This is a genomic window from Salmonella sp. NW722 (genome assembly GCF_051702785.1).
GTDB classification, from domain to species: domain Bacteria; phylum Pseudomonadota; class Gammaproteobacteria; order Enterobacterales; family Enterobacteriaceae; genus Salmonella; species Salmonella enterica.
Genome location: NZ_JAMMIN010000002.1, coordinates 495985 through 521100, shown reverse-complemented (window position 1 = coordinate 521100; position 25116 = coordinate 495985). Strand labels below are relative to the sequence as shown.

Below are 25116 nucleotides of genomic sequence, written 5' to 3'. Positions count from 1 at the left end.
GCCCGGTGGTGTCTCAGGATCTGATAATATCGCGCCGTCTCAGCAGGTCTAATAATTGGGAAACCAAATTTGTTACTAATTGTTCACCATTAAGATGAACCTGGGGCGAGTCAGGCGCTTCGTAAATGGCGTCGATGCCGGTAAAGTTACGCAACTCGCCCGCGCGCGCTTTTTTATACAACCCCTTAGGATCGCGCTGTTCACAGATAGCCAGCGGCGTATTGACATAAATCTCGATAAAACGATCGTGGCCGACGCGCTCTTTTACCAGTTGCCGCTCGGCGCGGTGCGGAGAAATAAATGCCGTCAAAACAATCAGGCCGGCGTCCGCCATCAGGCTGGCCACTTCGCCTACCCGCCGGATATTCTCCTGGCGATCGGCATCGCTAAAGCCTAAATCACGGCACAAACCGTGGCGCACATTATCGCCGTCCAATAGGTAGGTACTGACGCCACGCTGATGTAACGCCTCTTCCAGCGCGCCGGCCACCGTTGATTTTCCCGAACCGGAGAGTCCGGTAAACCACAGCACCACGCCACGGTGGCCGTGGAGCTGTTCACGGGCGGCGACAGTAACGGGATGAGAATGCCAGACCACGTTCTCATCATGCAGCGCCATGTTTATCTCCCAGCAAATCGCGGGCGTCCCAGTGCGGAAAATGACGGCGTACCAGCGCATTCAGCTCCAGCTCAAACGCACTGTATTCCACGGGCGGCGTCGCTCCGCGTTCGTCCAGTTCCCGCACCATGCCAGCGCCCACGGTAACGTTAGAAAGCCGGTCGATAAAAATCAGTCCGCCCGTCACCGGATTTTGCTGATAAATATCCAGCGCGAGCGGCTCATCGAATGTCATCTCTACCAGACCAATACCGTTTAACGGCAGGCTCTCGACGTCTCGTTGAGTCAGATTGTTGATATCAATCTGATAGCGAATAGCCTCGATACGCGCGCGGGTTTTCTTACCCGCAAGTTTAACGTCGTAACTTTGGCCCGGCGTCAGCGGCTGTTCCGCCATCCATACCACATCGATCGCGGCGTGCCGCGCAGGTGCCAGCGTCTCGTTTGCCGCCAGCAGCAGATCGCCGCGGCTAATATCAATGTCGTCGTTGAGTACCAGGGTAATGGCTTCGCCCGCACAGGCTTCTTCTTTATCGCCATCAAAAGTGACGATACGCGCCACGCTGGATTCCACGCCGGACGGCAGCACTTTAATGCGCTCTCCGACTTTGACGCTACCAGACGCCAGAGTGCCGGCATACCCCCGAAAATCAAGGTTCGGGCGATTGACGTATTGTACCGGAAAGCGCATCGGCTGACGGTCTACCGCACGCTGTATGTCTACCGTTTCCAGGACTTCCAGCAGCGTCGGACCGCTGTACCAGCGCATATTGGCGCTCTGCGCGGCGACATTATCCCCTTCCAGCGCCGAAAGCGGGACAAAGCGAATATCCAGATCGCCCGGCAACTGTTCAGCAAAGGTCAGGTAATCTTCACGAATACGGGCGAAGGTCTCTTCGCGGTAGTCAACGAGATCCATTTTGTTGATTGCCACCACCAGGTGTTTGATCCCCAACAGAGTGGAGATAAAGCTATGGCGACGCGTCTGATCCAGCACGCCTTTACGCGCGTCGATCAGTAGGATCGCCAGATCGCAGGTGGACGCTCCGGTCGCCATATTCCGGGTATATTGTTCATGGCCCGGCGTGTCGGCGATAATAAATTTTCGTTTTTCCGTGGAGAAATAGCGGTACGCGACGTCAATAGTAATGCCCTGCTCACGCTCGGCCTGCAGCCCATCTACCAGCAGCGCCAGATCGAGTTTTTCTCCCTGCGTGCCATGACGTTTACTGTCATTATGCAGAGAAGAGAGCTGATCTTCATAAATTTGCAGGGTATCGTGCAGCAAACGACCTATCAGCGTACTTTTACCGTCATCAACGCTGCCACAGGTTAAAAAACGCAGCAGGCTTTTGTGCTGTTGGGCCATCATCCAGGCTTCGACGCCGCCTTCATTGGCGATTTGTTGTGCAAGTATGGTGTTCATGGCGGCTCCTTAGAAATACCCCTGACGTTTTTTAAGCTCCATCGACCCCGCCTGATCGCGGTCAATCATCCTTCCCTGGCGCTCGCTGGTGGTAGAAACCAGCATCTCTTCGATAATTTCCGGCAGCGTTTGCGCGTGGGATTCCACCGCCCCGGTGAGCGGCCAACAGCCAAGTGTACGGAAGCGCACCATCCTTTTTTTGATGACTTCGCCAGGCTGGAGATCGATACGATCGTCATCCACCATCATCAACATGCCGTCACGTTCCAGAACCGGGCGTTCAGCAGCCAAATACAGCGGCACGATGTCGATGTTTTCCAGCCAGATGTATTGCCAGATATCCTGCTCTGTCCAGTTGGAGAGCGGGAAGACGCGTATACTTTCGCCTTTATTAATCTGACCGTTATAGTTACGCCACAACTCTGGACGCTGATTTTTCGGGTCCCAGCGATGGAAACGGTCACGAAAGGAGTAAATACGTTCTTTCGCACGGGATTTTTCCTCATCGCGCCGTGCGCCGCCGAACGCGGCATCAAAACCGTACTTATTCAGCGCCTGCTTTAACCCTTCGGTTTTCATAATGTCGGTGTGTTTAGCGCTACCGTGAACGAACGGATTGATGCCCATCGCCACGCCTTCCGGATTTTTATGTACCAGCAACTCGCAGCCATATGCGTTGGCGGTACGATCGCGAAAGGCGTACATCTCACGGAATTTCCAACCGGTATCAACGTGCAATAGCGGGAACGGTAACGTACCCGGATAAAACGCCTTACGCGCCAGATGCAGCATGACGCTGGAGTCTTTACCAATGGAGTACAGCATGACCGGATTAGCGAATTCCGCTGCCACTTCACGGATAATGTGGATACTTTCCGCCTCCAGTTGCCGCAGGTGGGTGAGTCGTTTTTGATCCATAACCGTTCCTTTGCAATACCGTTTTTTGCTAAACATTTCGATTACACGACTATAGGGAGCGCAGGAGAGTGAATGAAATGACGAATTGGAATGAGTAGTTCCTCAAAGGAATAACGCGGCCCAAAAACCAATATCAAAAAATGCTTAACGTACCGGATTGCCAGCATTTAGGAGCAAATGAAATTGTATTAACACGATCGCGGTTTCATACTAGCCACGTAAAATTTTGTTCTGTATTTAAGGACTCATTATGTTTTCCGCAACGCGCCGCTTTGCCGTCATTCTGGCGCTCGGCGTAGGCTTTATCCTTCCTGCACAAGCAGCATCACCAGGGCCTGGTGAAATAGCGAATACTCAGGCACGACATATCGCCACCTTTTTTCCCGGGAGAATGACGGGCTCCCCCGCCGAGATGTTATCTGCCGATTATTTACGCCAACAATTTACCCAGATGGGATACCAAAGCGATATTCGAACGTTTAATAGCCGATTTATTTATACCACGAAGGATAATCGCAAAAACTGGCATAACGTGACGGGCAGTACGGTCATCGCCGCCCATGAAGGGCGCGTGCCGCAACAGATCATCATTATGGCGCATCTGGATACCTACGCTCCGCAGAGCGACGCTGATGTCGATGCCAATCTGGGCGGTTTAACGTTACAGGGAATGGATGATAATGCCGCGGGATTAGGCGTTATGCTGGAACTGGCGGCGCGTCTGAAAGATATACCGACCCATTATGGGATTCGTTTTATCGCCACCAGCGGGGAAGAAGAGGGAAAGCTAGGCGCGGAAAATTTACTCAAACGAATGAGTGACGCTGAGAAGAAAAATACGCTGCTGGTGATTAATCTCGATAACCTGATTGTTGGCGACAAGCTCTATTTTAATAGCGGGAAAAATACGCCGGAAGCGGTGCGTACACTGACCCGCGATCGGGCATTAGCGATTGCGCGCCGTTATGGTATCGCCGCCAACACCAATCCGGGACGCAATCCATCCTACCCCAAAGGAACGGGTTGCTGTAATGATGCGGAGGTTTTCGATAAAGCGGGAATATCGGTGCTTTCTGTTGAGGCGACGAACTGGAATCTGGGTAAAAAAGACGGATACCAGCAACGCGTGAAAAATGCATCCTTCCCGAACGGCAATAGCTGGCACGACGTACGGCTTGATAATCAACAGCATATTGACAAGGCGCTGCCAGGGAGGATTGAGCGCCGTAGCCGCGATGTAGTGCGGATAATGCTGCCGTTGGTAAAAGAGCTGGCGAAGGCGGAAAAAACGTCCTGATATGCTGGTGAAACGTGTTTATCCCCGCTGGCGCGGGGAACACGGCCGATGGGCGGATATCCAGGCGTTGTGCGACGGTTTATCCCCGCTGGCGCGGGGAACACTGGCGATAATGTACGACGAGTTGCCAAAATATCGGTTTATCCCCGCTGGCGCGGGGAACACTGAGTCTCTATGGTTAGCAATAATGCGCACATCGGTTTATCCCCGCTGGCGCGGGGAACACACCAATAACCGAAATATCCACGGTGGAGATTTCGGTTTATCCCCGCTGGCGCGGGGAACACGACTGAATAAACGTAAATTTTACTGTAATCAACGGTTTATCCCCGCTGACGCGGGGAACACAACGTAATCAGGATCTGAGTCCTCTGAAGATTCGGTTTATCCCCGCTGGCGCGGGGAACACATCTAAAATCTCACTCCTGTCAATAGCATACCGCGGTTTATCCCCGCTGGCGCGGGGAACACTGACATTAAGTAACCGCGCCATCATGCGGGCGCGGTTTATCCCCGCTGGCGCGGGGAACACTCCCCACGAACGCCGTTCAGGATGAACCAAACCGGTTTATCCCCGCTGGCGCGGGGAACACTTTCTGAGAGGTTATTATTTTTTTTATAATATCGGTTTATCCCCGCTGGCGCGGGGAACACCCACGTCGCTGTCGCTGCTGTCGTTCCGGCTGCGGTTTATCCCCGCTGGCGCGGGGAACACTGTTTGTATCCGTTGCGGTTGTCGGTGTGGCCCGGTTTATCCCCGCTGGCGCGGGGAACACATGTGGATCATTTTGTTTAAGTGGCTGGATCACGGTTTATCCCCGCTGGCGCGGGGAACACAACAACAAACTGAATGCTGTCGAGCAGGTCGCCGGTTTATCCCCGCTGGCGCGGGGAACACGGGGTACGCGCTGCGTTCTCCCGCCTGCAACAACGGTTTATCCCCGCTGGCGCGGGGAACACTCAGTAATTGATTTCGCTATTGTGTCAACTTTCGGTTTATCCCCGCTGGCGCGGGGAACACCACAGCATCTGCGTCGGCCATTACATCAGCAGCGGTTTATCCCCGCTGGCGCGGGGAACACCCCGAGGCGCTACGCCGCCACGCCGAACAGCTCGGTTTATCCCCGCTGGCGCGGGGAACACTGTCAGACCCAGTAAGTGAGGATGTATGTGCACGGTTTATCCCCGCTGGCGCGGGGAACACATTTTTGCGTCCGGGTTGGCCTCTATCAGCTCCGGTTTATCCCCGCTGGCGCGGGGAACACGCGAGGAAAATAGAGACTGCAGAACCCCGGCACGGTTTATCCCCGCTGGCGCGGGGAACACCACAATGTCAGATGTTATTTTCAAGGCGGAGCCGGTTTATCCCCGCTGGCGCGGGGAACACACGCTGGAGCGCGTTACAGGCCTGTTTATTCGCGGTTTATCCCCGCTGGCGCGGGGAACACTGGGTGACCAAAAAAGGGCCGCGTAAATTATGCGGTTTATCCCCGCTGGCGCGGGGAACACGCATAATCCGCCCCGCACGAACAAAGAAGCTACGGTTTATCCCCGCTGGCGCGGGGAACACCGCAGTTAGCGACGGACTCAGCCAGGCAATGCCGGTTTATCCCCGCTGGCGCGGGGAACACTACCAGAAAGCAGCGCGGCGGTATCTTTGGTACGGTTTATCCCCGCTGGCGCGGGGAACACGCCAAGTTCAATGCCATCAATTTCAACTCTAACGGTTTATCCCCGCTGGCGCGGGGAACACCTGAAGCCGATATCAAAAAAGCGTTTAAACGCCGGTTTATCCCCGCTGGCGCGGGGAACACAGCTCCGGCAGGGTCATGTCCCGGCAGGTGCGCGGTTTATCCCCGCTGGCGCGGGGAACACCAGCCACTCGGCCTCAGCCTCGGACGACCAGACGGTTTATCCCCGCTGGCGCGGGGAACACACCGCGTTTCTCGAACTCGTTGAAGAGGCTGGCGGTTTATCCCCGCTGGCGCGGGGAACACGGCGCCATTAACCCAATTTGGTTATGGTTATGCGGTTTATCCCCGCTGGCGCGGGGAACACTTTAATGATGTGCTGACTACCGGCGCTCGCGTCGGTTTATCCCCGCTGGCGCGGGGAACACTCCTACGCCTGCAATGAATGAATATTGAAATACGGTTTATCCCCGCTGGCGCGGGGAACACTCATTCATTCCGGCATTGCTCAGGCTGTAAACCGGTTTATCCCCGCTGGCGCGGGGAACACTCGTCAGAAATTGCAGGATAACCGCACGTGACCGGTTTATCCCCGCTGGCGCGGGGAACACCTAAACCTCAAAAAATAAGACCATTGCCAGAACGGTTTATCCCCGCTGGCGCGGGGAACACAATCACTGTAATGAAAAGCGGGCAAATGCCCGCGGTTTATCCCCGCTGGCGCGGGGAACACGACGCCAGATTTAATATTAATTCCCGCGATTCCGGTTTATCCCCGCTGGCGCGGGGAACACATAACCAGACTCTTGCGCCCACTGCTCAAGACCGGTTTATCCCCGCTGGCGCGGGGAACACAAGCTGGCCGGGGTGCTGTGATGGGGGCGGCGCGGTTTATCCCCGCTGGCGCGGGGAACACCCAGCAGTCGCCGCCATCTCCTGCGCTGACATCGGTTTATCCCCGCTGGCGCGGGGAACACTAGCGGCAATTGTGGTGGCGTTAGTCAGAATGCGGTTTATCCCCGCTGGCGCGGGGAACACTTAACCATTGTTTATATTGTGGCCGCTGTTATCGGTTTATCCCCGCTGGCGCGGGGAACACAATCGTATCGACCAGCAGTTGGTATGATGACGCGGTTTATCCCCGCTGGCGCGGGGAACACACTTCCAGCAATGGCACTTAAGCCAGTGTTCGCGGTTTATCCCCGCTGGCGCGGGGAACACTCTAAATCTACCCAATTGAATTTAAATACTTTTTTAGCGCACAAAAAACCCACCAACTTTTCCTAATTTTTAAAGATCTCTAACTTATTGATTTTCAACAGGTAGAAACGACACCAATCGCAGTCCATCAAGATCTACCGGAATACGTCGATTTACACCAAAAGTCTGAAACTCAAAACCTGATTCTGTATTTGTCGCCCACGCCATAACAACATTTCCCTCATCTGCCAGAACGGAAACCTGTTGCCATATCATCTCGCGGATCTTTGCGGAAACATCACCAACATACACACCAGCTCGAATTTCCAGTAACCAGACGGCCAGCCTCCCCCGCAGACGAGGAGGAACATTTTCGGTAACGACAACCAGCATACTCATCGTTAGGTGCTCCGATGACCGGAATCTCCCAACGCAACAGGAAGAGGGATCGCTATGGGTTGTGAATCTTCAGGAGGTAACGGCGGTTGAATTTCCCCTGCCGCGAGAACATCTTCAATAAGAGGAATCAATTTCGCCAATGTTTTTCCACTGCGGAAGATATCCCGGCAGGCAATACGGACATCACGATCAGGCTCGGCAGGATTACGTCGCGCAATTTCAAATGCTTTCGGTACAACGGTCTCAAATTTAATGATATCGGCAATATCATAGACAAAAGAAAGCGGCTTGCCGGTGTGCACAAATCCAATCGCGGGCGCATATCCGGCAGCCAGTATTGCCGCCTCCGTTACGCCATAGAGGCAGGAGGTTGCCGAGCTGATACACTGATTAATGACATCGCCTTTCTCCCAGTCTTTCGGATCGTAGCGACGTCCCTGCCATTTCACGCCATACTGCTTAGCAAGTAGTGCATAGGTTGCCCGCACACGGCTCCCCTCAATACCACGCAATTGATCTACAGAACGACGGCTCGGCGCGGGTTCGCCAAAACGTAATTCAAACATTTTACGCACGACCTTCAGCCGCAAATCTTCATCCAGTGCAAGTTTCGCCTGATAAAGCAATTTGTCGGAACGGGCACCACCAGGCTGCCCCGAAGCGTAAACGCGTACGCCCGCTTCCCCCACCCACACCAGTAACGTACCCACCGTTGCCGCAAGTCGCACGGCGGCATGGGAAACCCGCGTCCCCGGTTCCAGCATGATGCAGGCCACCGATCCAACAGGAATATGGGTACGTACACCCGTTTTATCGATAAGCACAAACGCACCGTCGATCACATCTATTTGTCCGTACTGGAGAAATATCATCGAAACACGGTCTTTCAACGGGATGGGATTCAGCGGCAGCCAGCTCATCAGCGTTTCCTTTTTACCATCAGCATTCCGCAGCCCAGCGCTTTACTTTTACCTAATCCGGAAAATAAAGCCTGTTTAAACAGTGCTGCATCGGTGATACAGAGCGCACCGCTAAAATCAACGCTACTGAAAGTGATTGGGGTTTCCTGGTCTTTACGGACAAAACGATGCTGCTGATACGCTTGCACGCATCCACAATGCGCCTGCAATTCACTGTACTCGTCACCAGCCCACATAGCGAAATCATCAGGTTCCGGTGCAATCAACCGGAAACCATGCTGCTGCCCTTGTTGTTCCAGCCACGCCTGCGCGGCCTGCTGTTGAAGCTCCCACCACCGCTCTTTCTCCACACCATTCGCCTTCGCCTGATGTTTCGCGTTCATCATCACGTCACTGCGCTTACCGTTACGGGTTATCACCGGGTTAGCTCGTAGTTGAAAATCAAGCTCAAGACCATTTGTCAGTTGCGGATTAAATGGTTTGGTTTCAATAAGAAACAGGGAGTGCTGCAATAACGGCGGTATTGCCGAGAGCATAAAAAAGCCGCCATGCGCCTCTTCGCGAAACAGAAACTGACGCAATTCCTGTTCCGGAAAGAGCTGCCATAACCACTGGTGGCTGGCATAAGGCCTGGCTGAATTCCACTTTGCCAACATCTCCGGTCGCAAATTATTAAACCGGAGTTGAATACGAGAAAGATACATTATGTTCTCTCCTGCAACGGCCCATTGAAGCGGGTGTAGCCGCCAAACTGCCAGCGTTGGCGGCTAACTGGCTGGTTATTGCTATGCTGCTTTTGTTGCCAGACCAGACTCTCCTCATCAGGATCATCCCAATAACAAATGCCCTCACGCAGGGTAAATCCACTTAATTCTGCTGCGGAAATCTCCTCCACAGCATGGGTGAATACCTCTTTTAAGGTGCCGGTCATTAAACGCGCCGCTAACGGTAACGCCAGCGGGCAGGATTTTCTCCCCAGATAGAGCGGAAAATGCGGTGTCAGCAGCGCCTCTCGCAATTCGCTAAGCGAATGTGGTGCATCAGGCGTGGCGCTTATTGCCACATGCCAGTAGCCGTCGCAGCGATATTCTCGCTGCGAGATAAGCGTCCCCACTTCATCCGGCGCAAGAGTCAGTTCATCCCGGCGCGTGTAATAACGATACTTTTTGTTTTCTCGCGGCGCGCCAACGGTGTGATAATCTCGCAACCAGCGATCTTGTGAAGCCAACGCGTGCACCGCCAGATGATAGTGCCGGTTAAAGTTATTCAGCCGCGCTTCTTCGTCGCGACGAATTCCTAACGCTGCGGCAAGCAGACCCAATAGCGCAGAGCGCGTGGGAACCGTAGCTGAGTGGCGAATCTCGCCAGACGCTTCTTCCCCCCACGACGCCAGCGGCGCATAGAGCTGAAAAACCAGATATTCCTTCATTATTCATCCTTACTGGCTAACAAAGGCCAGTAATTCCGCCAGAGATCCCGTACCTTCCTGAACGTTCAACTCGCGATAATCGTCTGCACAGTTTCCGTATACGCTATCGAAGCTGGCGCGCTGCTGTTTTAAACGGGTTATTGCCGCAGGAATTTGATCGGTATCGCGTACCGGCTGGAAAAATGCCGCCGCCAGAGAACGCGGTTGTTTTTGCCCGACTTCGGCCAACGCATAGGTGGCATAGGCACGAGAAGCGAAGCTGTTTTGTTTACCGGTTGGCGAGACGGTTAACGCTGTTTCAGTGAGTGCCGCGATAGTACGCTTCGCCAGTTCTTCGTTACCACCCAGGTTTTCCACCAGCAGATCGCGGCTGATACAGACATAGGTATAGAAAAGCGCCGAGGCAAAACCCTGCTCGCCCATATGCCCGGAACCTGCGTCTTCCTCTTTATTATTCAGATCGTCAACGGCGGTGAAAAAATCAGACTCAACGGTCACGGCACTTACGCCCAACGCATGGGATACCTGACAAGCAGCCTCGACGTTGAACTCAGGCGATGACGCCAGCATACGGCCAAACAGCGCCATATCTACGCTACGCTGCTCTTTGCGCAACAACTCCACTTCTTCATCGTTAGGTTCGCGTTTGTCGGCAATTAGCGTATCAACCAGTTGCTTAATCAAACTAATTTCATGGTTACTGACGTGAACGATCTGCTCAATTTCGAGATTTTTTTCCGGTTTCGCATCTTTATCACTTTTAAGCTTGCCAAATTGCTTAGCGATTAACTCAGACGAACTCTTAGCAATTTTTTCTTCAATTCCGGCATCTTTCATCGGACGATAAACATAATCCACGCCAATTCGACGAGTACGCTTACCCATAAAACCATCCATTGCCGCTTCAAAAGTTTCCGACACCCGCCAGGCACGCTTCAGACTTTGCGACGATACGCGTAAACGCTCAACTCCTCCCATAAACGCGGTCTTCGGTCTGCCAGACTCATCACGATTCAGGTTAGCGGGCGCATAAGCAGTCAATAAATGCAGTTGAATAAAAGTTGTCATTATCAAATCCTTCTAAAAATGATTATTTGCCACGCGACGTGGAAAGATATTCGTTCGCCCAACGGATGCGATTTCGTTCAAAGGGGTTACGGAATTCCGGCTGATGGTTTTCGCGTCGTTGCCACTCTTCCATCCACAGGAAAATGCCATCGGCAAGTGAAAGAACATTCACCCCCTCCGTACCGCGAATCTTCACTGCCTGAATCAACAACTGGCAAAATGTTTCCGGGTCGGACGCTTTTTGCAAACGTTCAAAACGCAGACCAGAAACGCACGACGTGGAACCTTTAAGCTTTTCCCCTAACTGCGCAGCGAAACTAATATTCGCCTTATGACTCTTAATATGCACAGCGACGCTGACAAACAGAGCCAGAGCCATCTCATCAAGAGGTTGCAGTCGCATATGTTTAAGCAGCGCCTGGCGGAGAGCGTCATGCCCTTCACATATCATTACGCCATATGGCGGCACCATTCTTTTCAACTCAGCCCGCCAGGCGCGACCGTTGACTCGTTTACCATCCTTGTGCTCATAACGCTCAGACAGCGTAGCAAACCAGTCAAGTAGCGCCTTCTGCGCATCGGGGTGGAGAATTCTGCATAACGCTGCGGTATTGCTGTTCAGCATATTTGGCTTCCTTCTGTTATTCGACCAGCGCCAACACATCCTTGCGCGCTTTATGTTTACGATAGCTGCTGGCTAAATCCTGTCGGGCCGTCAGCTGGCGCTGCAGGATATCGTCCGGGCAGTCGGGGTTGGTCAGGGCATCACGGTCAAAAACGTGAAATAGATAGTGTGCTAATTCCGCCTCCCACTGACTTACTGCGTGGCGAGTCTGCGTATCCTGCCGAAGCGGATCGACAGCCAGCGCCTCTTGCAACGCCCGAAAAGCGGGTTCGGTTTCCTGCCAAAAGGCGATATCCACCATACTGAAATCCATTTTGGCTTCTTTCGGACAATCGAATTTGGCGCTCTTTAACGCGTTCCGTAACAGCGACAGCGACTCACTAGCCAGCACCAGCACAATGTTAAGCACAGCGAGAAATTGCTCTTCGTGCGAAACGCTAATGAGCGGAATACGGTGCTGATACCAACAGCGGACCTTGGCCTTATCCATATCCCAGGCAAAGCACCACAGGCTCATTTTGTTCCGCTGACCAGCGGCACGAACGACCTTTGCAGGCTGCATTTTGTTGAACTTATCCTCACGATTGAGCATCAGCCCCAACCAGTCTTTATAACTTAACCCGCCCGGCTGCCCTTTAAACGCCAGCCAGGGTGCGGATGGATCTTTCAATGCCTGCCGATATGGGGAGAAGGGATGTAGCCAACTGTCGTACTGAACGCCATAATTTTTACTACGCATTTGCAGTAGCAGTGATTCGTGATGCTCCCCGCACAAATCGCAGATACCTGCCACAGTGTGGGTGAAATCCAGTTCTATGCGCCGCGGCATCCCCCAGTAGGCTTGCAAGGGGTGCGCATTATCCGGTGTGACCACATTCCCCGCTTTTTCGCTGGTTTTCGTCGGCGCAAGCCAGGGAAAAATGAGTGGATGCTGTGTAACATTCGGCGGCTCTTCCTGCGGCAAAACGTTAAGCCAAAGTTTTTTCCATAGTGGATATTTATCTTCTTCCTGCGGTACCACCAGCGTAGTCAGCGGACCACCGCCGCGCATCCCTACCCGGTAACCCGCCCCGCCGGCAGGTGAATTGGTTTGAATCGCAAATAGCGCTATCGCCGCGCAGTGAGGACATATTTGTTCTACGTTGCCACGTTTTACAAAATGATCTTTATTGAGCTTGAGCGCATTCCCGCCCGGCGCATCCACCAGCAGCCCGGCAATAGAACCATATTCACTATCGAGAGGATCAAAACTTTGCAGGAAGGAAGGTTTTTGCTCGCCGAACTGTAGAGCCAGAGAAATCGTATTTAACGCCTTCTCCCATTGTTCGAATTCGATACTTTCATGCCAGATATCTGCCCATTCTTCTTTATCTTCCGGCGCGACGGTACATTGTAAAATACCAATCAGCATTTGCCATGCCGCCCCCTGAAAATCAGCCCGAGGATAGGCAAGATCCTGAATGCGGTTATCCAGAAGATCGCGTAATGATATTTTCTTTTTATCGCCGTTTGAGAATATGACGGGAAGCCATTTCTCTTTGGTTAAATCCATACCTTTACTCCTGCAGGGCTATTTATTAAGCCAATTTGGAATATTACCTACCTATAGGTAGGTTCCGTCCTGAGGTATCTCTTAAATACTGTCATCGGAGTTATACTACATTTTCTCGAAGACGAAAATATAAATAAAAAGTAGATACAGTCTTAAATCAGACTATGTATTTTTTATAGTTATCTGTTATCTTTAATACGTTCCCTAAAATTATGGGATAAACCGTAGATACAGTCTTAATAGCGCAGCGTTCCCCGCGCCAGCGGGGATAACCTAATCCAGACAAAAAAACTGGCCAATTACCCGTATCCCAATTTATTATCGATTTCATTGTAATCCCCCTGCTACAGGAAAAAGATGACACAGATAGAATATCTGGACTACCTCTGCTATTGGGGGAAAACTGATAAATCAACAAAAAACATAATCTGTAATTATCATTTACTGGCATACCATTGCCTGGACGTTGCTGCATGCGGGAAACACATAATAAAAAACAATATATTCAATTCATGTAATATATTAAAGGAATGTAATATCTCAGGTACAAATGCAGAAAACTGGATAATCTGGTTTCTTGCCAGCCACGATATCGGAAAATTCGCCAGAGGATTTCAAAAATACGCCGAATTCCCAGACTCTCCCTTAGTCTCTCCCATTAGCGGTGTTTCCGCATTTGAGAGACATGATTCCTTAGGCTTCTATTTATGGGGTAAATTATTTGAAGCGTGGAGTTCAGGCAGTAATGAAATTATCGCAGGCATTGAACCAGAAAACCGCAACAGGTTTGAAAGCGCTTTAAATAGCTGGATGCTTATTAGCACCGGGCACCATGGCATCCCGCCGGACACCATGAAAAACAGAAGCTCGCTGGCATTCACCGATGAAGACATTGTCGCAGCAACGCATTATCTGGAAGCATTAAGTGAATTATTTCCTTTCACTCTACCTCAGGAGTGGAAAACCAAAGCAGGGAGAAAATGTTTAAAACAGCACAGTTGGTTTTTCGCTGGGCTTGTCACCCTTGCCGACTGGATGGGCTCGGATGAAAGCCAGTTTCCACTGCTCAGCAGCGCCATGCCATTGAAAGATTATTGGCCTCTCGCTTGTGAAAAAGCCCAACAGGCCATCCTCCGAATGCCGCCGTTATCTCAGCACAGCCATTATCAAGATCACCGGGCATTATTTCCGTTCATTCAGACGCTCACCCCTCTTCAGCAACGGGCAAGCGAACTGGATATTTCAGCACCCGGTGCACAGCTGGTTGTCCTGGAAGACGTTACCGGAGCAGGCAAAACAGAGGCCGCGCTGATTCTGACTCACCGCTTAATGTCAGCCAATAAAGGCCACGGTCTCTACGTTGGGTTGCCGACAATGGCCACCGCAAACGCCATGTATCAGCGCCTGGCATCGGCTTATCATGCGCTATTTACCGATGAGTCCAGGCCATCGCTCATCCTGGCACACGGTGGGCGAGAAATGTCGGACTCTTTCCGACAATCCATCTGGCAGCCAACAGAAAATCTAGCTGAAGATTATGCCCGTGATGATGGCAACGCGGCTACTGAGTGCCATACCTGGTTTGCAGATTCACGCAAAAAAGCGCTGCTGGCGGAAGTCGGCGTAGGTACGCTGGATCAACTCTTAATGGCGGTGATGCCTTTTCGCCATCAATCGCTCCGATTGCTAGGGATGCGCGACAAAATCCTGCTGCTGGATGAAGTGCACGCCTATGATGGTTATATGGTTAAATTGCTGGAAGGTTTATTGCGCTTCCATGCCGCCCAGGGCGGTAGCGCTATTATTCTGAGCGCCACTCTTCCCGCCGCTTTACGGGAAAAATTACTTAATGCGTTTAGCGATGGCGCGGGATTTATGAGCGCTGGTGGTAGCGATAACGCGGGTTATCCATGGTTAAGCCACCTCACTTCCTCCGGTCTGTTAGAGCAACCACTGGCCACACGTCCCGAAGTCCAAAGGACTGTAGCCGTTAATTGGATACAGCAGCGCCAGGAAGCACTGGACATTATTTATCGCGTTGTGGCAACCGGACAGTGCATTTGTTGGATCCGCAACACGGTTGATGATGCGCTGGACACTTACCAGCAGTTGCTACACGAGGGAATCGTTCCAGAGCAGGATCTTTTGCTTTTCCACAGCCGTTTTGCTTTTATCGATCGTATTGCTATTGAAAATAAAACGTTAAACTGGTTTGGTAACAATGCCCCCGTTTCTGAACGACGTGGTAAGGTATTAATCGCCACACAAGTCGTTGAACAAAGTCTCGATCTGGACTTTGACTGGATGATCACCGATCTGGCGCCGATTGATTTATTGATCCAGCGCGCCGGTCGCCTGCAACGCCATATCCGCGATGCCCATGGGCAACGAAAATCTACGCTTCCGGATGAACGCCAGCCACCAATATTGCATATTCTGGCCCCTCACTGGCAGGAGCAGGCAGAAGAGGGCTGGTTGGGGCAAGAGCTAAAAGGTACCGGCTTTGTTTACACCGATCATGCCTGCCTGTGGCGTACCCAGGCGCTGCTGCGTCAACATGGTGAGATCCGTATGCCGGATAATGCCAGAGCACTCGTTGACGGCGTATACGAGCAGAAAATTGCTGCGCCAGCAGGCTTGCAGACGATCTCTGACGTTGCCTTTGGCAAAGTCCTTAGCCAACGTTCAGTGGCTGCGCAAAATTTATTACGTTACGATCTCGGTTACGATCGAGAAGCCAGCGACTTTTTATGGGATAAAGATAGAGAATTTTCTACCCGTCTGGGTGAAGAGAGTGTTGATGTTTATCTCGCCAGAAAAGACATTGATGGACAGCTACGCCCTTTAGTTGATGAAATAGATTTCTGCTGGGAAAAAAGTCGCTTATCCGTCCGAAAATCATGGTGGCAAAAAAATTCTGGTACATTCCAATGTCCAGATGAGGAAACATTAGCCTGTTTCAGAAAACGCCACCATCGCCCTTCCGGACAGGTTGTGCTGGTATCTGATGCCGGAGAAGCTAGCTATTACAGTAAACGTTTTGGATTGGTTGGATAACGGGTATTATTCTAACTCCGTTGTATAGAGAAGTTATTACATTAGATTCACCAAAATCTTTGTAGCTTCTCTATCTACATCCATTTCCATGAATACCTTTAATTAATTAAATTTAACTACTTCATTTCATCATACTTTATCTCTCAGCATCAACACCATTCATGACAAACCAAAATTTAAAAAAACGACCATTTGCGGCGAATCATCTACCTTTTGTCTGAATTATCGTCACCACAAAGGATTACCAACCATAAATGTGCTGTATTAATAATGTCGTTCAAATTCTCTCCTGTAGTAAACTTTATCTGTTTAATAAAAAAGAGAGAATTGAAAGATATATTTTACTCCGGATATTGAATAATATAAATTTGAAGGAAAATATTATGCCAGTCACTTTAAGCTTCGGTAATCATCAAAATTATACGCTTAATGAAAGTCGGCTTGCTCATCTGTTAAGCGCAGATAAAGAAAAAGCAATCCATATGGGGGGCTGGGAGAAAGTCCAGGATCATTTTAGAGCGGAAAAAAAGGACCATGCGCTGGAAGTATTACACTCCATCATTCACGGACAGGGCCGTGGTGAACCTGGAGAGATGGAAGTTAACGTAGAGGATATAAATAAAATTTACGCCTTTAAACGGCTACAACATCTGGCCTGCCCGGCTCATCAGGATCTGTTTACTATCAAGATGGACGCTTCTCAGACACAATTTTTACTTATGGTCGGCGACACGGTGATTAGCCAAAGCAGTATTAAGGACATCCTTAATATCTCAGATGATACAGTGATAGAATCTATGAGTAGAGAGGAGAGACAATTATTTTTACAAATATGTGAGGTGATTGGTTCGAAGATGACCTGGCACCCGGAATTACTTCAGGAGTCGATTTCAACTCTACGAAAAGAAGTGACGGGCAATGCACAAATCAAAACGGCGGTTTATGAGATGATGCGTCCCGCAGAGGCTCCAGACCACCCGCTTGTCGAATGGCAGGACTCACTTACTGCAGATGAAAAATCGATGCTGGCCTGTATTAATGCCGGCAACTTTGAGCCTACAACTCAGTTTTGCAAAATAGGTTATCAGGAGGTACAAGGTGAAGTCGCTTTTAGCATGATGCATCCATGCATCTCCTATTTACTACATACCTATTCGCCGTTTTCAGAGTTTAAACCAACAAATTCCGGTTTTTTAAAAAAACTTAATCAGGATTATAACGACTATCATGCAAAAAAAATGTTTATTGATGTAATTCTTGAAAAGCTATATCTAACCCATGAACGTTCTTTGCACATTGGTAAAGATGGGTGCAGTCGTAATATATTACTGACATAAAGATAGTCAGTAATATAACCAATTTAAAATCCGGCTGCCTGCCGGATTTTTCATAACAGCAAGTATAATCATACCGCGTAAGGACAATCACCCTTCATGCAGCCCGCACTCGCGCTTCAGCCCGAAGAAGCGTGTCTCTTCTTCCGCCATACCCGGCTCCCATTTGCGGGTGGTGTGCGTATCGCCCACCGACAGATAGCCCTGATCCCACAGCGGATGGTATTTCAGACCGTGCTTTTGCAGATACTGGTAAACCGTGCGGTTATCCCAGTCGATAATCGGTAGCACTTTAAACACGCCGCGCTGGATAGCGAGAACGGGTAAATACGCGCGGCTACCGGACTGCTCACGACGCAGACCGGCAAACCACGTCTGCGCTTTCAGCTCTTTTAGCGCCCGGTTCATCGGCTCGACTTTGTTGATGTCATTGTATTTCTCAATACCTTCTACGCCCTGCTCCCACAGTTTGCCGTAGCGCGCCTCCTGCCAGGCCGGACTTTCGCCCGCGCGGTAAACTTTCAGGTTGAGTTTGAGTTTGTCCGTTAGCTCATCAATAAACTGATAGGTTTCCGGGAACAAATAGCCGGTATCGGTGAGGATCACCGGGATATCCGGGCGAATCTGGTTCACCAGGTGCAGGCTCACCGCCGCCTGGATACCAAAGCTTGAGGAGAGCACATATTCGCCGGGCAGATTTTCCAGCGCCCATGCCACGCGTTCTTCGGCAGTCAGCGTTTCCAGTTGAGCGTTGGTTTCCGCCAACGCCAGTACGCGATCGACTTTTGGCAGTTCATTCAATGCGTTGAGATCGAGTTGGGACATAAGTTCCTCACTGTTTGCCTTGCCTGATGGCGTGTGCTTATCAGGCCTACACAGACGCCATCCGGCAATTCAGGTTATTCCCAGAAATCACGCGCGGGATCGAGCACCGGGCGAATGATGCCCGCACGCACCGTAAAGTCGCCGAAGCATTCACCCGCTTCGCGCTCTTTCGCCCAGCGCCCAATCAGTTCATCCAGCGAGGCCAGAATATCCGGCTCGGTGATATTTTCTTTATACATCCGAGGGATACGACTCCCGATGCGGTTGCCACCAAGATGCAGGTTATAACGACCAGGCGCTTTCCCTACTAAGCCAATTTCCGCCAGCATCGCGCGACCACAGCCGTTCGGGCAGCCGGTCACGCGCATCACGATATGCTCATCAGGAATGCCGTGTTTTTCCAGAATCGCTTCCACTTTGTCCGTGAACGACGGCAGGAAACGCTCGGCTTCCGCCATTGCCAGCGGGCAGGTCGGGAACGACACGCAGGCCATTGAGTTTTCACGCAGCGCGCTCACCGCATTCATCAGCCCGTGGTCGCGCGCCAGCGTCTCGATCTTCGCTTTCTGACTTTCCGGCACGCTGGCAATAATCAGGTTCTGGTTAGCGGTAATACGGAACTCGCCCTGATGAATCTTCGCGATCTCCAGCAGGCCGGTTTTCAGCGGACGCCCCGGATAATCCAGGATACGACCGTTTTCGATAAACAGCGTCAGGTGCCATTTATCATCAATGCCTTTCACCCAGCCAATCCTGTCGCCACGCCCGGTAAATTCATACGGACGAATGGGTTCAAATGTGATCCCCGCGCGACGCTCGACTTCCGCTTTAAACGTCTCCAGTCCCACGCGCTCAAGGGTGTATTTGGTTTTGGCGTTTTTACGGTCGGTACGGTTACCCCAGTCGCGCTGCGTAGTCACCACCGCTTCCGCCACCGCCAGGGTGTGCTCCAGCGGCAGATAGCCAAACTCGCTGGCCGTACGAGCGTAGGTTTTCTTATTACCATGCTCAATAGACAGACCGCCGCCCACCAGCAGGTTAAAGCCGACCAGCTTGCCGTTCTCGGCAATCGCCACAAAGTTCATGTCGTTGGCGTGCAGATCGATATCATTTTGCGGCGGGATCACCACCGTGGTTTTAAATTTACGCGGCAGATAGGTTGCGCCGAGGATCGGTTCTTCGTCAGTGGTCGCGACCTTCTCCTGATCGAGCCAGATCTCCGCATACGCACGGGTGCGCGGCAGCAGATGTTCGGAGATCTTCTTCGCCCACTCGTAGGCTTCCGCGTGCAACTGCGATTCGTACGGGTTGGAGGTGCACAGCACGTTACGGTTCATGTCGTTGGCGGTCGCCAGCGCGTCCAGCCCGACCGAATGCAGCATCTGGTGCACCGGCTTGACGTTCTTCTTCAGAATACCGTGAAACTGGAAGGTCTGGCGGTTGGTCAGACGGATACTGCCATAAATCGTGTTATCCGCCGCGAATTTATCGATCGCCTGCCATTGCGTCGTAGTAATCACCCCGCCCGGCAGACGGCAGCGCAGCAGCATGGCGTGGCGCGGCTCTAGCTTCTGCGCCGCACGCTCGGCGCGAATATCGCGGTCATCCTGCTGATACATGCCATGAAAGCGTATTAGCAGGAAGTTGTCGCCTTTAAAACCGCCGGTGAGACCGTCGTTCAGATCTTCCGCAATGGTACCGCGCAGGTAGTTGCTTTCCAGCTTCATGCGCTCGGCATCGGACAGTTTACCTTCGACCACCAGTGGGCCTGGATGTTTTTCGCTCATTAGTAGACATCTCGCTGATAACGGCGCTCGACGCGCAGCTCACTTAAATATTCATCCGCCGCTTCGATGTCCATTGCACCGAATTCAGCGATCACTTCCAGCAATGCTTTTTCGACATCTGCGGCCATGCGCCTGGCGTCGCCGCAGACATAAATATGCGCGCCATCATTGATCCAGCGCCACAGCTCGGCGCCCTGTTCACGCAGCTTGTCTTGTACGTAAATTTTTTCTTTTTGATCGCGTGACCAGGCGAGATCGATACGGCTTAACAGTCCCTCTTTCACGTAGCGCTGCCACTCCACCTGATAGAGGAAATCTTCGGTAAAGTGCGGGTTGCCGAAGAACAGCCAGTTCTTGCCTTCCGCCCCTTCCGCCGCACGCTGTTGCATAAAGGCGCGGAACGGCGCGATGCCGGTGCCGGGGCCAATCATAATGACCGGCGCTTCCGGGTTAGCTGGCAGGCGGAAGTTGTCGTTGTGCTCAATAAAGACGCGAACTTCGCCCTCTTCTTCCACGCGGTCGGCAAGGAAGCTGGAAGCACCACCCGCGCGAGCGCGGCCTTCAATGTCGTAGCGCACGACGCCGACGGTTACGTGTACTTCGCTTTCGACTTCCGCCTGCGCGGAGGCGATGGAGTACAAACGCGGCGTCAGCGGACGCAGCAGGTCGATTAGCGCCTGAGCATCCAGTTGCGCCGGAGAGAAACGCACCATATCGACGATTGGCGTGGTCGCGGCGTAGTGCTGGAGCTGCGCTTTGTCGCCCACTAATGGCAACAGCGACTCACTGCGCGTCAGGGTCGCGTAGTTCTCAACAATGTTGGCGGTATTCACCGTCAGCTCGAAGTGCCACTCCAGCGCTTCGGCGAGCGGCAGGGTTTTACCGTCAACCGTCACCGGCTCATCGCCTTTCAGCCACAGCAACTCAACCAGCTCCTTCACCAGAGCCGGATCGTTCTGATACCAGACGCCCAGCGCATCGCCCGGCTGGTAACGCAGACCGGAGTCGCCTAAATCAATCTCAATATGACGAACGTCTTTTTCCGAGTTGCGACCGGTGATTTTCTGATTCACTGAGAGGGTCGCGGTCAGCGGCGCGTCTTTGGTATAGGGGCTGGTGTGGATGTCGTTTACCGCGCCAGTAGCGACGGATTGCGAAAGTGCCGCGACAGGTGCGCGGGACTTCAGAACATCAACCACGCGGGCGCGCCATTCGCTGGCAGCTGCCTGATATTCAACGTCAGCATCGACACGGTCGAGCAGACGTTCACCGCCCAGTTCGGCCAGTTTGCTGTCGAAATCTTTTCCGGACTGGCAGAAGAATTCATAGGATGTATCGCCAAGGCCAAATACGGCAAACGCGGTATCGGTCAGTTTCGGCGCTTTTTTCGAGAACAGGAACTTATGCAGCGCGACGGCCTCTTCCGGCGGCTCGCCTTCTCCCTGGGTGGACGTCACTATCACCAGCAGTTTTTCACTGGCAATCTGTTTGAATTTATAGTCGCCGGCGTTCACCAGTGTCACATTAAGGTTGGCCGCCAGCAGATCATCACGCAGCGCTTCCGCCACACGACGCGCATTGCCGGTTTGCGAAGCGGAGATAAGCGTAACCCCCGGCATCTTCCCCTCAGGAGCAGGCGTGACGGCAACAGCGCCTGAGCGCGGGTTCAGTACGCCCCAAAAATAGCCGGAGACCCAGGCTAGCTGTTCGGGAGTAAGGTCGGTTGTCGCGGCCTGAAGGCGCGCCAGTTGCTCCGGATTAAGCGGAAGCAACCCAGTCAGTGGAGCCGGTGTCGTCATGCGTCGTTATGTTCCAGTAAGCAAAGCGGATCTATACACAAAATCATTCAAGTTCGCTGTAGCCCAGACTGTAAGCTGATCGCGCCCCAGGAGCGTACATAAATACGTGACTGGGGTGAGTAAACGCAGTCAACACAGATGCGGCTTGAAGGATGAAATGTATAAGCGATAAACCCCAAACTAAGGATAAGGTTAACGGTGAGAGGAATAACAATTAAAGAAGGGTTGGAAATAACAAATAACCAAATGAACTAACCTGTTTTAGTTATCGTTATTAACGCCAAAATCGATTTTATAATTGATTGATAATTATTAAATTTTCTGGAAATTCTTAAATTAATTGCCCGTCACAAGGCGGAGAATGGTTTTAGTTAATGATAAAAAATGCGCTTTCCGGTACCCTACGGCGGTTTTTTTATTGCCTGAGAGTTCATCATGTCCACCACGTTGTATAAAGATTTCACCTTTGAAGCCGCTCACCGCCTGCCTCACGTGCCTGAAGGGCATAAGTGCGGCCGCCTGCACGGACACTCGTTTATGGTGCGTCTCGAAATTACCGGTGAAGTCGATCCGCATACCGGTTGGATTATGGATTTCGCGGATCTCAAAGCGGCGTTTAAACCGATTTACGATCGTCTTGATCACTACTATCTGAATGATATTCCAGGGCTGTCCAATCCCACCAGCGAAGTGCTGGCAAAATGGATTTGGGATCAGGTTAAGCCCGTCGTGCCGCTACTGAGCGCCGTGATGGTGAAAGAGACCTGTACAGCCGGCTGCGTCTATCGCGGCGAATAAGGTTTATTAACGCGTGGGCTGGATGTCAAATTGATTCCAGCCTATCCACACGACGTTTTATCAGTGAAAACATTGTCCAGCGTGCGGTGTTAAAAGCGCAGCACATCACCGGTTGCAGGTGCGGTTATTTCCGGTAGCCACAACCGCCCCCAGGCCCCTGTACAGTGACAACCGCATAGTTTTTCAGGTTTTTGTTCTTGCAGAAAGCGCCTGACTCGCCACAGCGTGAACGGTGATGCGCAGCGGAGATGAAATCCGCCGACAAGCGCGTAAATCCGCTTTATACCGGTAATGTTCTGACAGTGCCGGACAATATTTGCGATCCCCCGATGCCCGCATCCCGTAATGATGACTAATCCTTTTGTCGATTGATAAATCAGTACGCCCTCATCCAAAATAGAGTCCGGCTCCGCATCGTGGCCGCCAAAAATGCCGTAGGCTTCAGGCGCGACCACCGGTATTTCCCCTGACCAGATAAAGTTTTCGCCAATCGGCAGGGGGTCACGCGTGTACATCATTCGATAGCGTGAATAGTCCACCTCACATGACAATTTTTTTATTTTTCGGGTAATACCGAGAAAAGTCATTGCCGCATAACGTTCGCGCGCAATATCGGGATGGCAGATGATTCGACTGTTATCAGGAAGCCACGGCACGCCGCCGCAATGATCGTAATGACCATGCGAAAGCACCACAGCAGACACATCGGACAGGTCGATCCCCATCGCCAACGCGTTTTGCATAAAACTGCCATCAGGGCCGGTATCGAACAAGATAGACGTAGACTCATCCTCGACCAACAGGCTTAACCCTGGCCGGGCCTTCAACGATTTATCCGCTCCAGCTCCCTTATGATTTTCGAGCAATACCCTGATCCTTAACGCCATGGCCTTCTCCTGTATAAAAGCCTCCCCGGGAAAACGCGGCCTTTTTACTTTACAGGTTTGTAGCAGCCATTACTGGTACACAGATTATGATTATGCAACGGCTATCCCCGCTGGCGCGGGGAACACATACCAGCCCCTGTCGGTAGTCTGACGCAAATCGGTTTATCCCCGCTGGCGCGGGGAACACGTCTCCCTCAGCACGCGAGAGAATGGCAAACACGGTTTATCCCCGCTGGCGCGGGGAACACTCAGGGAAGTTGGTAAGCCGTACCATTCCAGCCGGTTTATCCCCGCTGGCGCGGGGAACACCCATCTCAGCGTTAAAAATCATTCCGCGCTCGCGGTTTATCCCCGCTGGCGCGGGGAACACGGCTATCCCTACAATAACAGTAAATGGGGGGTCGGTTTATCCCCGCTGGCGCGGGGAACACCAACATCTGTTTGCAGGTATCCTGATAAGACGCGGTTTATCCCCGCTGGCGCGGGGAACACTCTATTGCGACAGTTACGCGCTGTGGCGTGCTCGGTTTATCCCCGCTGACGCGGGGAACACGCTTCTGTAGTCACTGGCAGTTGCGCTCCAGCCGGTTTATCCCCGCTGGCGCGGGGAACACTAATATTTTTTTCATGATTACCTCAATCAGGTCGGTTTATCCCCGCTGGCGCGGGGAGCACGAACGGAGGAGGGACGCACCGTGATTAAGCTACGGTTTATCCCCGCTGGCGCGGGGAACACCGCGTGCCACTGTATGTGGAATAGGCCAGTACCGGTTTATCCCCGCTGGCGCGGGGAACACGATTCCGTATCTTTGCCGTGTAAATCAACGTCCGGTTTATCCCCGCTGGCGCGGGGAACACGGTGCGAAATATTACCGCGTAACGCTGGGTCGCGGTTTATCCCCGCTGGCGCGGGGAACACTAATCAGACCCGTTATCGCACGTGCCGGAGATCGGTTTATCCCCGCTGGCGCGGGGAACACCTTCTCGACGTCGTGGAGAAAACGACGGTTGTCGGTTTATCCCCGCTGGCGCGGGGAACACCGACGTTCCACGTATAGTGACAGTTCCAGTAACGGTTTATCCCCGCTGGCGCGGGGAACACGCCCCGGCGATGGTGTTGGGCGACGCCAACGCCGGTTTATCCCCGCTGGCGCGGGGAACACATAACTCATTACATCCGCGTCGGACCCCGTGACGGTTTATCCCCGCTGGCGCGGGGAACACGAATTTACCCGCTAAACCGGGCGTGACCAGCATGGTTTATCCCCGCTGGCGCGGGGAACACTGTATTGACTGCTGTGGCTGTCAGGCCGACGGCGGTTTATCCCCGCTGGCGCGGGGAACACCTCAAGAACCTCATCGACCAGGAGCTGCCCCTCGGTTTATCCCCGCTGGCGCGGGGAACACTACGATTGGGAGCAATTACAGGTTTTATTTAGCGGTTTATCCCCGCTGGCGCGGGGAACACTGGCGTTCTCAAAAAAC

18 protein-coding genes and 2 CRISPR repeat arrays (1 of these 20 only partly in view) are annotated in these 25116 nt (G+C 52.3%); of the genes, 4 read left to right on the top strand and 14 right to left on the bottom strand.

The features are described from left to right. Positions 1-13 precede the first annotated feature (13 nt). The 3 genes from cysC to cysD are packed head-to-tail and all read right to left on the bottom strand — an operon-like array spanning position 14 to position 2963. Positions 14-619, bottom strand: a complete 606-nt coding sequence (cysC, locus tag NA330_RS06775) for an adenylyl-sulfate kinase (RefSeq protein WP_001173663.1) — start codon at positions 617-619, stop codon at positions 14-16. Next, the gene (gene cysN, locus NA330_RS06770) at positions 606-2045 is read right to left on the bottom strand and encodes a sulfate adenylyltransferase subunit CysN (RefSeq protein ID WP_023241748.1); all 1440 of its coding nucleotides are present in this window, start codon (positions 2043-2045) and stop codon (positions 606-608) included. The genes cysC and cysN overlap by 14 nt, the downstream gene beginning before the upstream one ends. A gap of 9 nt (positions 2046-2054) precedes the next feature. Beyond that, positions 2055-2963: a sulfate adenylyltransferase subunit CysD gene (gene cysD / locus NA330_RS06765; protein WP_000372384.1), complete on the bottom strand. Its 909-nt coding sequence runs from the start codon at positions 2961-2963 to the stop codon at positions 2055-2057. Positions 2964-3213: 250 nt separating this feature from the next. Between cysD and NA330_RS06760 the strand changes: the two genes are divergently transcribed. Next, complete coding sequence (locus tag NA330_RS06760; RefSeq protein ID WP_000490481.1) at positions 3214-4260, top strand: aminopeptidase; 1047 nt, start codon at positions 3214-3216, stop codon at positions 4258-4260. A 14-nt stretch (positions 4261-4274) separates the two neighbouring features. Then, a CRISPR array of direct repeats spans positions 4275-7172; the repeat unit is 29 nt; unit sequence CGGTTTATCCCCGCTGGCGCGGGGAACAC. An 84-nt stretch (positions 7173-7256) separates the two neighbouring features. Here the strand turns inward: NA330_RS06760 and cas2e are convergent. The 7 genes from cas2e to casA are packed head-to-tail and all read right to left on the bottom strand — an operon-like array spanning position 7257 to position 13144. After that, on the bottom strand, positions 7257-7550 hold the full coding sequence (cas2e, locus tag NA330_RS06755; RefSeq protein WP_000062282.1) for a type I-E CRISPR-associated endoribonuclease Cas2e: 294 nt from the start codon (positions 7548-7550) through the stop codon (positions 7257-7259). A 2-nt stretch (positions 7551-7552) separates the two neighbouring features. Beyond that, positions 7553-8470 carry a type I-E CRISPR-associated endonuclease Cas1e gene (cas1e, locus tag NA330_RS06750; RefSeq protein WP_000118674.1) on the bottom strand — a complete coding sequence of 306 codons (918 nt, stop codon included), beginning with the start codon at positions 8468-8470 and terminating at the stop codon, positions 7553-7555. Further along, positions 8470-9174 carry a type I-E CRISPR-associated protein Cas6/Cse3/CasE gene (gene cas6e / locus NA330_RS06745; RefSeq protein ID WP_000281412.1) on the bottom strand — a complete coding sequence of 235 codons (705 nt, stop codon included), beginning with the start codon at positions 9172-9174 and terminating at the stop codon, positions 8470-8472. Before cas6e ends, cas1e begins: the two co-directional genes overlap by 1 nt. Next, positions 9174-9899 (bottom strand): type I-E CRISPR-associated protein Cas5/CasD, encoded by a 726-nt coding sequence (gene cas5e, locus NA330_RS06740; RefSeq protein ID WP_023227125.1) that lies wholly within the window; start codon positions 9897-9899, stop codon positions 9174-9176. The genes cas6e and cas5e overlap by 1 nt, the downstream gene beginning before the upstream one ends. A gap of 9 nt (positions 9900-9908) precedes the next feature. Continuing rightward, the gene (gene cas7e, locus NA330_RS06735; protein WP_001537534.1) at positions 9909-10967 is read right to left on the bottom strand and encodes a type I-E CRISPR-associated protein Cas7/Cse4/CasC; all 1059 of its coding nucleotides are present in this window, start codon (positions 10965-10967) and stop codon (positions 9909-9911) included. 22 nt (positions 10968-10989) lie between these two features. Continuing rightward, positions 10990-11592: a type I-E CRISPR-associated protein Cse2/CasB gene (gene casB, locus NA330_RS06730; protein ID WP_000935100.1), complete on the bottom strand. Its 603-nt coding sequence runs from the start codon at positions 11590-11592 to the stop codon at positions 10990-10992. 16 nt (positions 11593-11608) lie between these two features. Then, positions 11609-13144, bottom strand: a complete 1536-nt coding sequence (gene casA, locus NA330_RS06725; RefSeq protein WP_023224614.1) for a type I-E CRISPR-associated protein Cse1/CasA — start codon at positions 13142-13144, stop codon at positions 11609-11611. 357 nt (positions 13145-13501) lie between these two features. Here casA and NA330_RS06720 point away from each other — a divergent pair, with 357 nt between their 5' ends. After that, positions 13502-16201, top strand: coding sequence for a CRISPR-associated helicase/endonuclease Cas3 (locus NA330_RS06720; protein ID WP_023242191.1), 2700 nt, complete (start codon positions 13502-13504; stop codon positions 16199-16201). Between the two features lie 383 nt (positions 16202-16584). Continuing rightward, positions 16585-17538 carry an SPI-1 type III secretion system effector SopD gene (gene sopD, locus NA330_RS06715; RefSeq protein WP_023242192.1) on the top strand — a complete coding sequence of 318 codons (954 nt, stop codon included), beginning with the start codon at positions 16585-16587 and terminating at the stop codon, positions 17536-17538. 87 nt (positions 17539-17625) lie between these two features. On the opposite strand, the gene cysH is transcribed toward sopD, so the two are convergent. The 3 genes from cysH to cysJ form a co-directional block, all read right to left on the bottom strand. Further along, positions 17626-18360, bottom strand: coding sequence for a phosphoadenosine phosphosulfate reductase (gene cysH / locus NA330_RS06710; protein ID WP_023242193.1), 735 nt, complete (start codon positions 18358-18360; stop codon positions 17626-17628). Between the two features lie 74 nt (positions 18361-18434). Next, the gene (cysI, locus tag NA330_RS06705; protein WP_085438225.1) at positions 18435-20147 is read right to left on the bottom strand and encodes an assimilatory sulfite reductase (NADPH) hemoprotein subunit; all 1713 of its coding nucleotides are present in this window, start codon (positions 20145-20147) and stop codon (positions 18435-18437) included. Then, a complete protein-coding gene (gene cysJ, locus NA330_RS06700; RefSeq protein WP_023242195.1) occupies positions 20147-21946 on the bottom strand; it encodes an NADPH-dependent assimilatory sulfite reductase flavoprotein subunit in 1800 nt (599 codons plus the stop codon). Before cysJ ends, cysI begins: the two co-directional genes overlap by 1 nt. Positions 21947-22381: 435 nt before the next feature. Between cysJ and queD the strand changes: the two genes are divergently transcribed. Beyond that, the gene (queD, locus tag NA330_RS06695) at positions 22382-22744 is read left to right on the top strand and encodes a 6-carboxytetrahydropterin synthase QueD (RefSeq protein WP_023242196.1); all 363 of its coding nucleotides are present in this window, start codon (positions 22382-22384) and stop codon (positions 22742-22744) included. Positions 22745-22833: 89 nt separating this feature from the next. Here the strand turns inward: queD and NA330_RS06690 are convergent, their stop codons facing one another. Further along, the gene (locus NA330_RS06690) at positions 22834-23631 is read right to left on the bottom strand and encodes an MBL fold metallo-hydrolase (RefSeq protein WP_001207997.1); all 798 of its coding nucleotides are present in this window, start codon (positions 23629-23631) and stop codon (positions 22834-22836) included. 97 nt (positions 23632-23728) lie between these two features. Then, a CRISPR array of direct repeats spans positions 23729-25116; the repeat unit is 29 nt; unit sequence CGGTTTATCCCCGCTGGCGCGGGGAACAC (it continues 593 nt past the right edge of the window).

Coding starts and splice junctions, on each gene's coding strand:
- cysC (WP_001173663.1), bottom strand. CDS start 619: ATGGCGCTGCATGATGAGAACGTGGTCTGGCATTCTCATCCCGTTACT.
- cysN (WP_023241748.1), bottom strand. CDS start 2,045: ATGAACACCATACTTGCACAACAAATCGCCAATGAAGGCGGCGTCGAA.
- cysD (WP_000372384.1), bottom strand. CDS start 2,963: ATGGATCAAAAACGACTCACCCACCTGCGGCAACTGGAGGCGGAAAGT.
- NA330_RS06760 (WP_000490481.1), top strand. CDS start 3,214: ATGTTTTCCGCAACGCGCCGCTTTGCCGTCATTCTGGCGCTCGGCGTA.
- cas2e (WP_000062282.1), bottom strand. CDS start 7,550: ATGAGTATGCTGGTTGTCGTTACCGAAAATGTTCCTCCTCGTCTGCGG.
- cas1e (WP_000118674.1), bottom strand. CDS start 8,470: ATGAGCTGGCTGCCGCTGAATCCCATCCCGTTGAAAGACCGTGTTTCG.
- cas6e (WP_000281412.1), bottom strand. CDS start 9,174: ATGTATCTTTCTCGTATTCAACTCCGGTTTAATAATTTGCGACCGGAG.
- cas5e (WP_023227125.1), bottom strand. CDS start 9,899: ATGAAGGAATATCTGGTTTTTCAGCTCTATGCGCCGCTGGCGTCGTGG.
- cas7e (WP_001537534.1), bottom strand. CDS start 10,967: ATGACAACTTTTATTCAACTGCATTTATTGACTGCTTATGCGCCCGCT.
- casB (WP_000935100.1), bottom strand. CDS start 11,592: ATGCTGAACAGCAATACCGCAGCGTTATGCAGAATTCTCCACCCCGAT.
- casA (WP_023224614.1), bottom strand. CDS start 13,144: ATGGATTTAACCAAAGAGAAATGGCTTCCCGTCATATTCTCAAACGGC.
- NA330_RS06720 (WP_023242191.1), top strand. CDS start 13,502: ATGACACAGATAGAATATCTGGACTACCTCTGCTATTGGGGGAAAACT.
- sopD (WP_023242192.1), top strand. CDS start 16,585: ATGCCAGTCACTTTAAGCTTCGGTAATCATCAAAATTATACGCTTAAT.
- cysH (WP_023242193.1), bottom strand. CDS start 18,360: ATGTCCCAACTCGATCTCAACGCATTGAATGAACTGCCAAAAGTCGAT.
- cysI (WP_085438225.1), bottom strand. CDS start 20,147: ATGAGCGAAAAACATCCAGGCCCACTGGTGGTCGAAGGTAAACTGTCC.
- cysJ (WP_023242195.1), bottom strand. CDS start 21,946: ATGACGACACCGGCTCCACTGACTGGGTTGCTTCCGCTTAATCCGGAG.
- queD (WP_023242196.1), top strand. CDS start 22,382: ATGTCCACCACGTTGTATAAAGATTTCACCTTTGAAGCCGCTCACCGC.
- NA330_RS06690 (WP_001207997.1), bottom strand. CDS start 23,631: ATGGCGTTAAGGATCAGGGTATTGCTCGAAAATCATAAGGGAGCTGGA.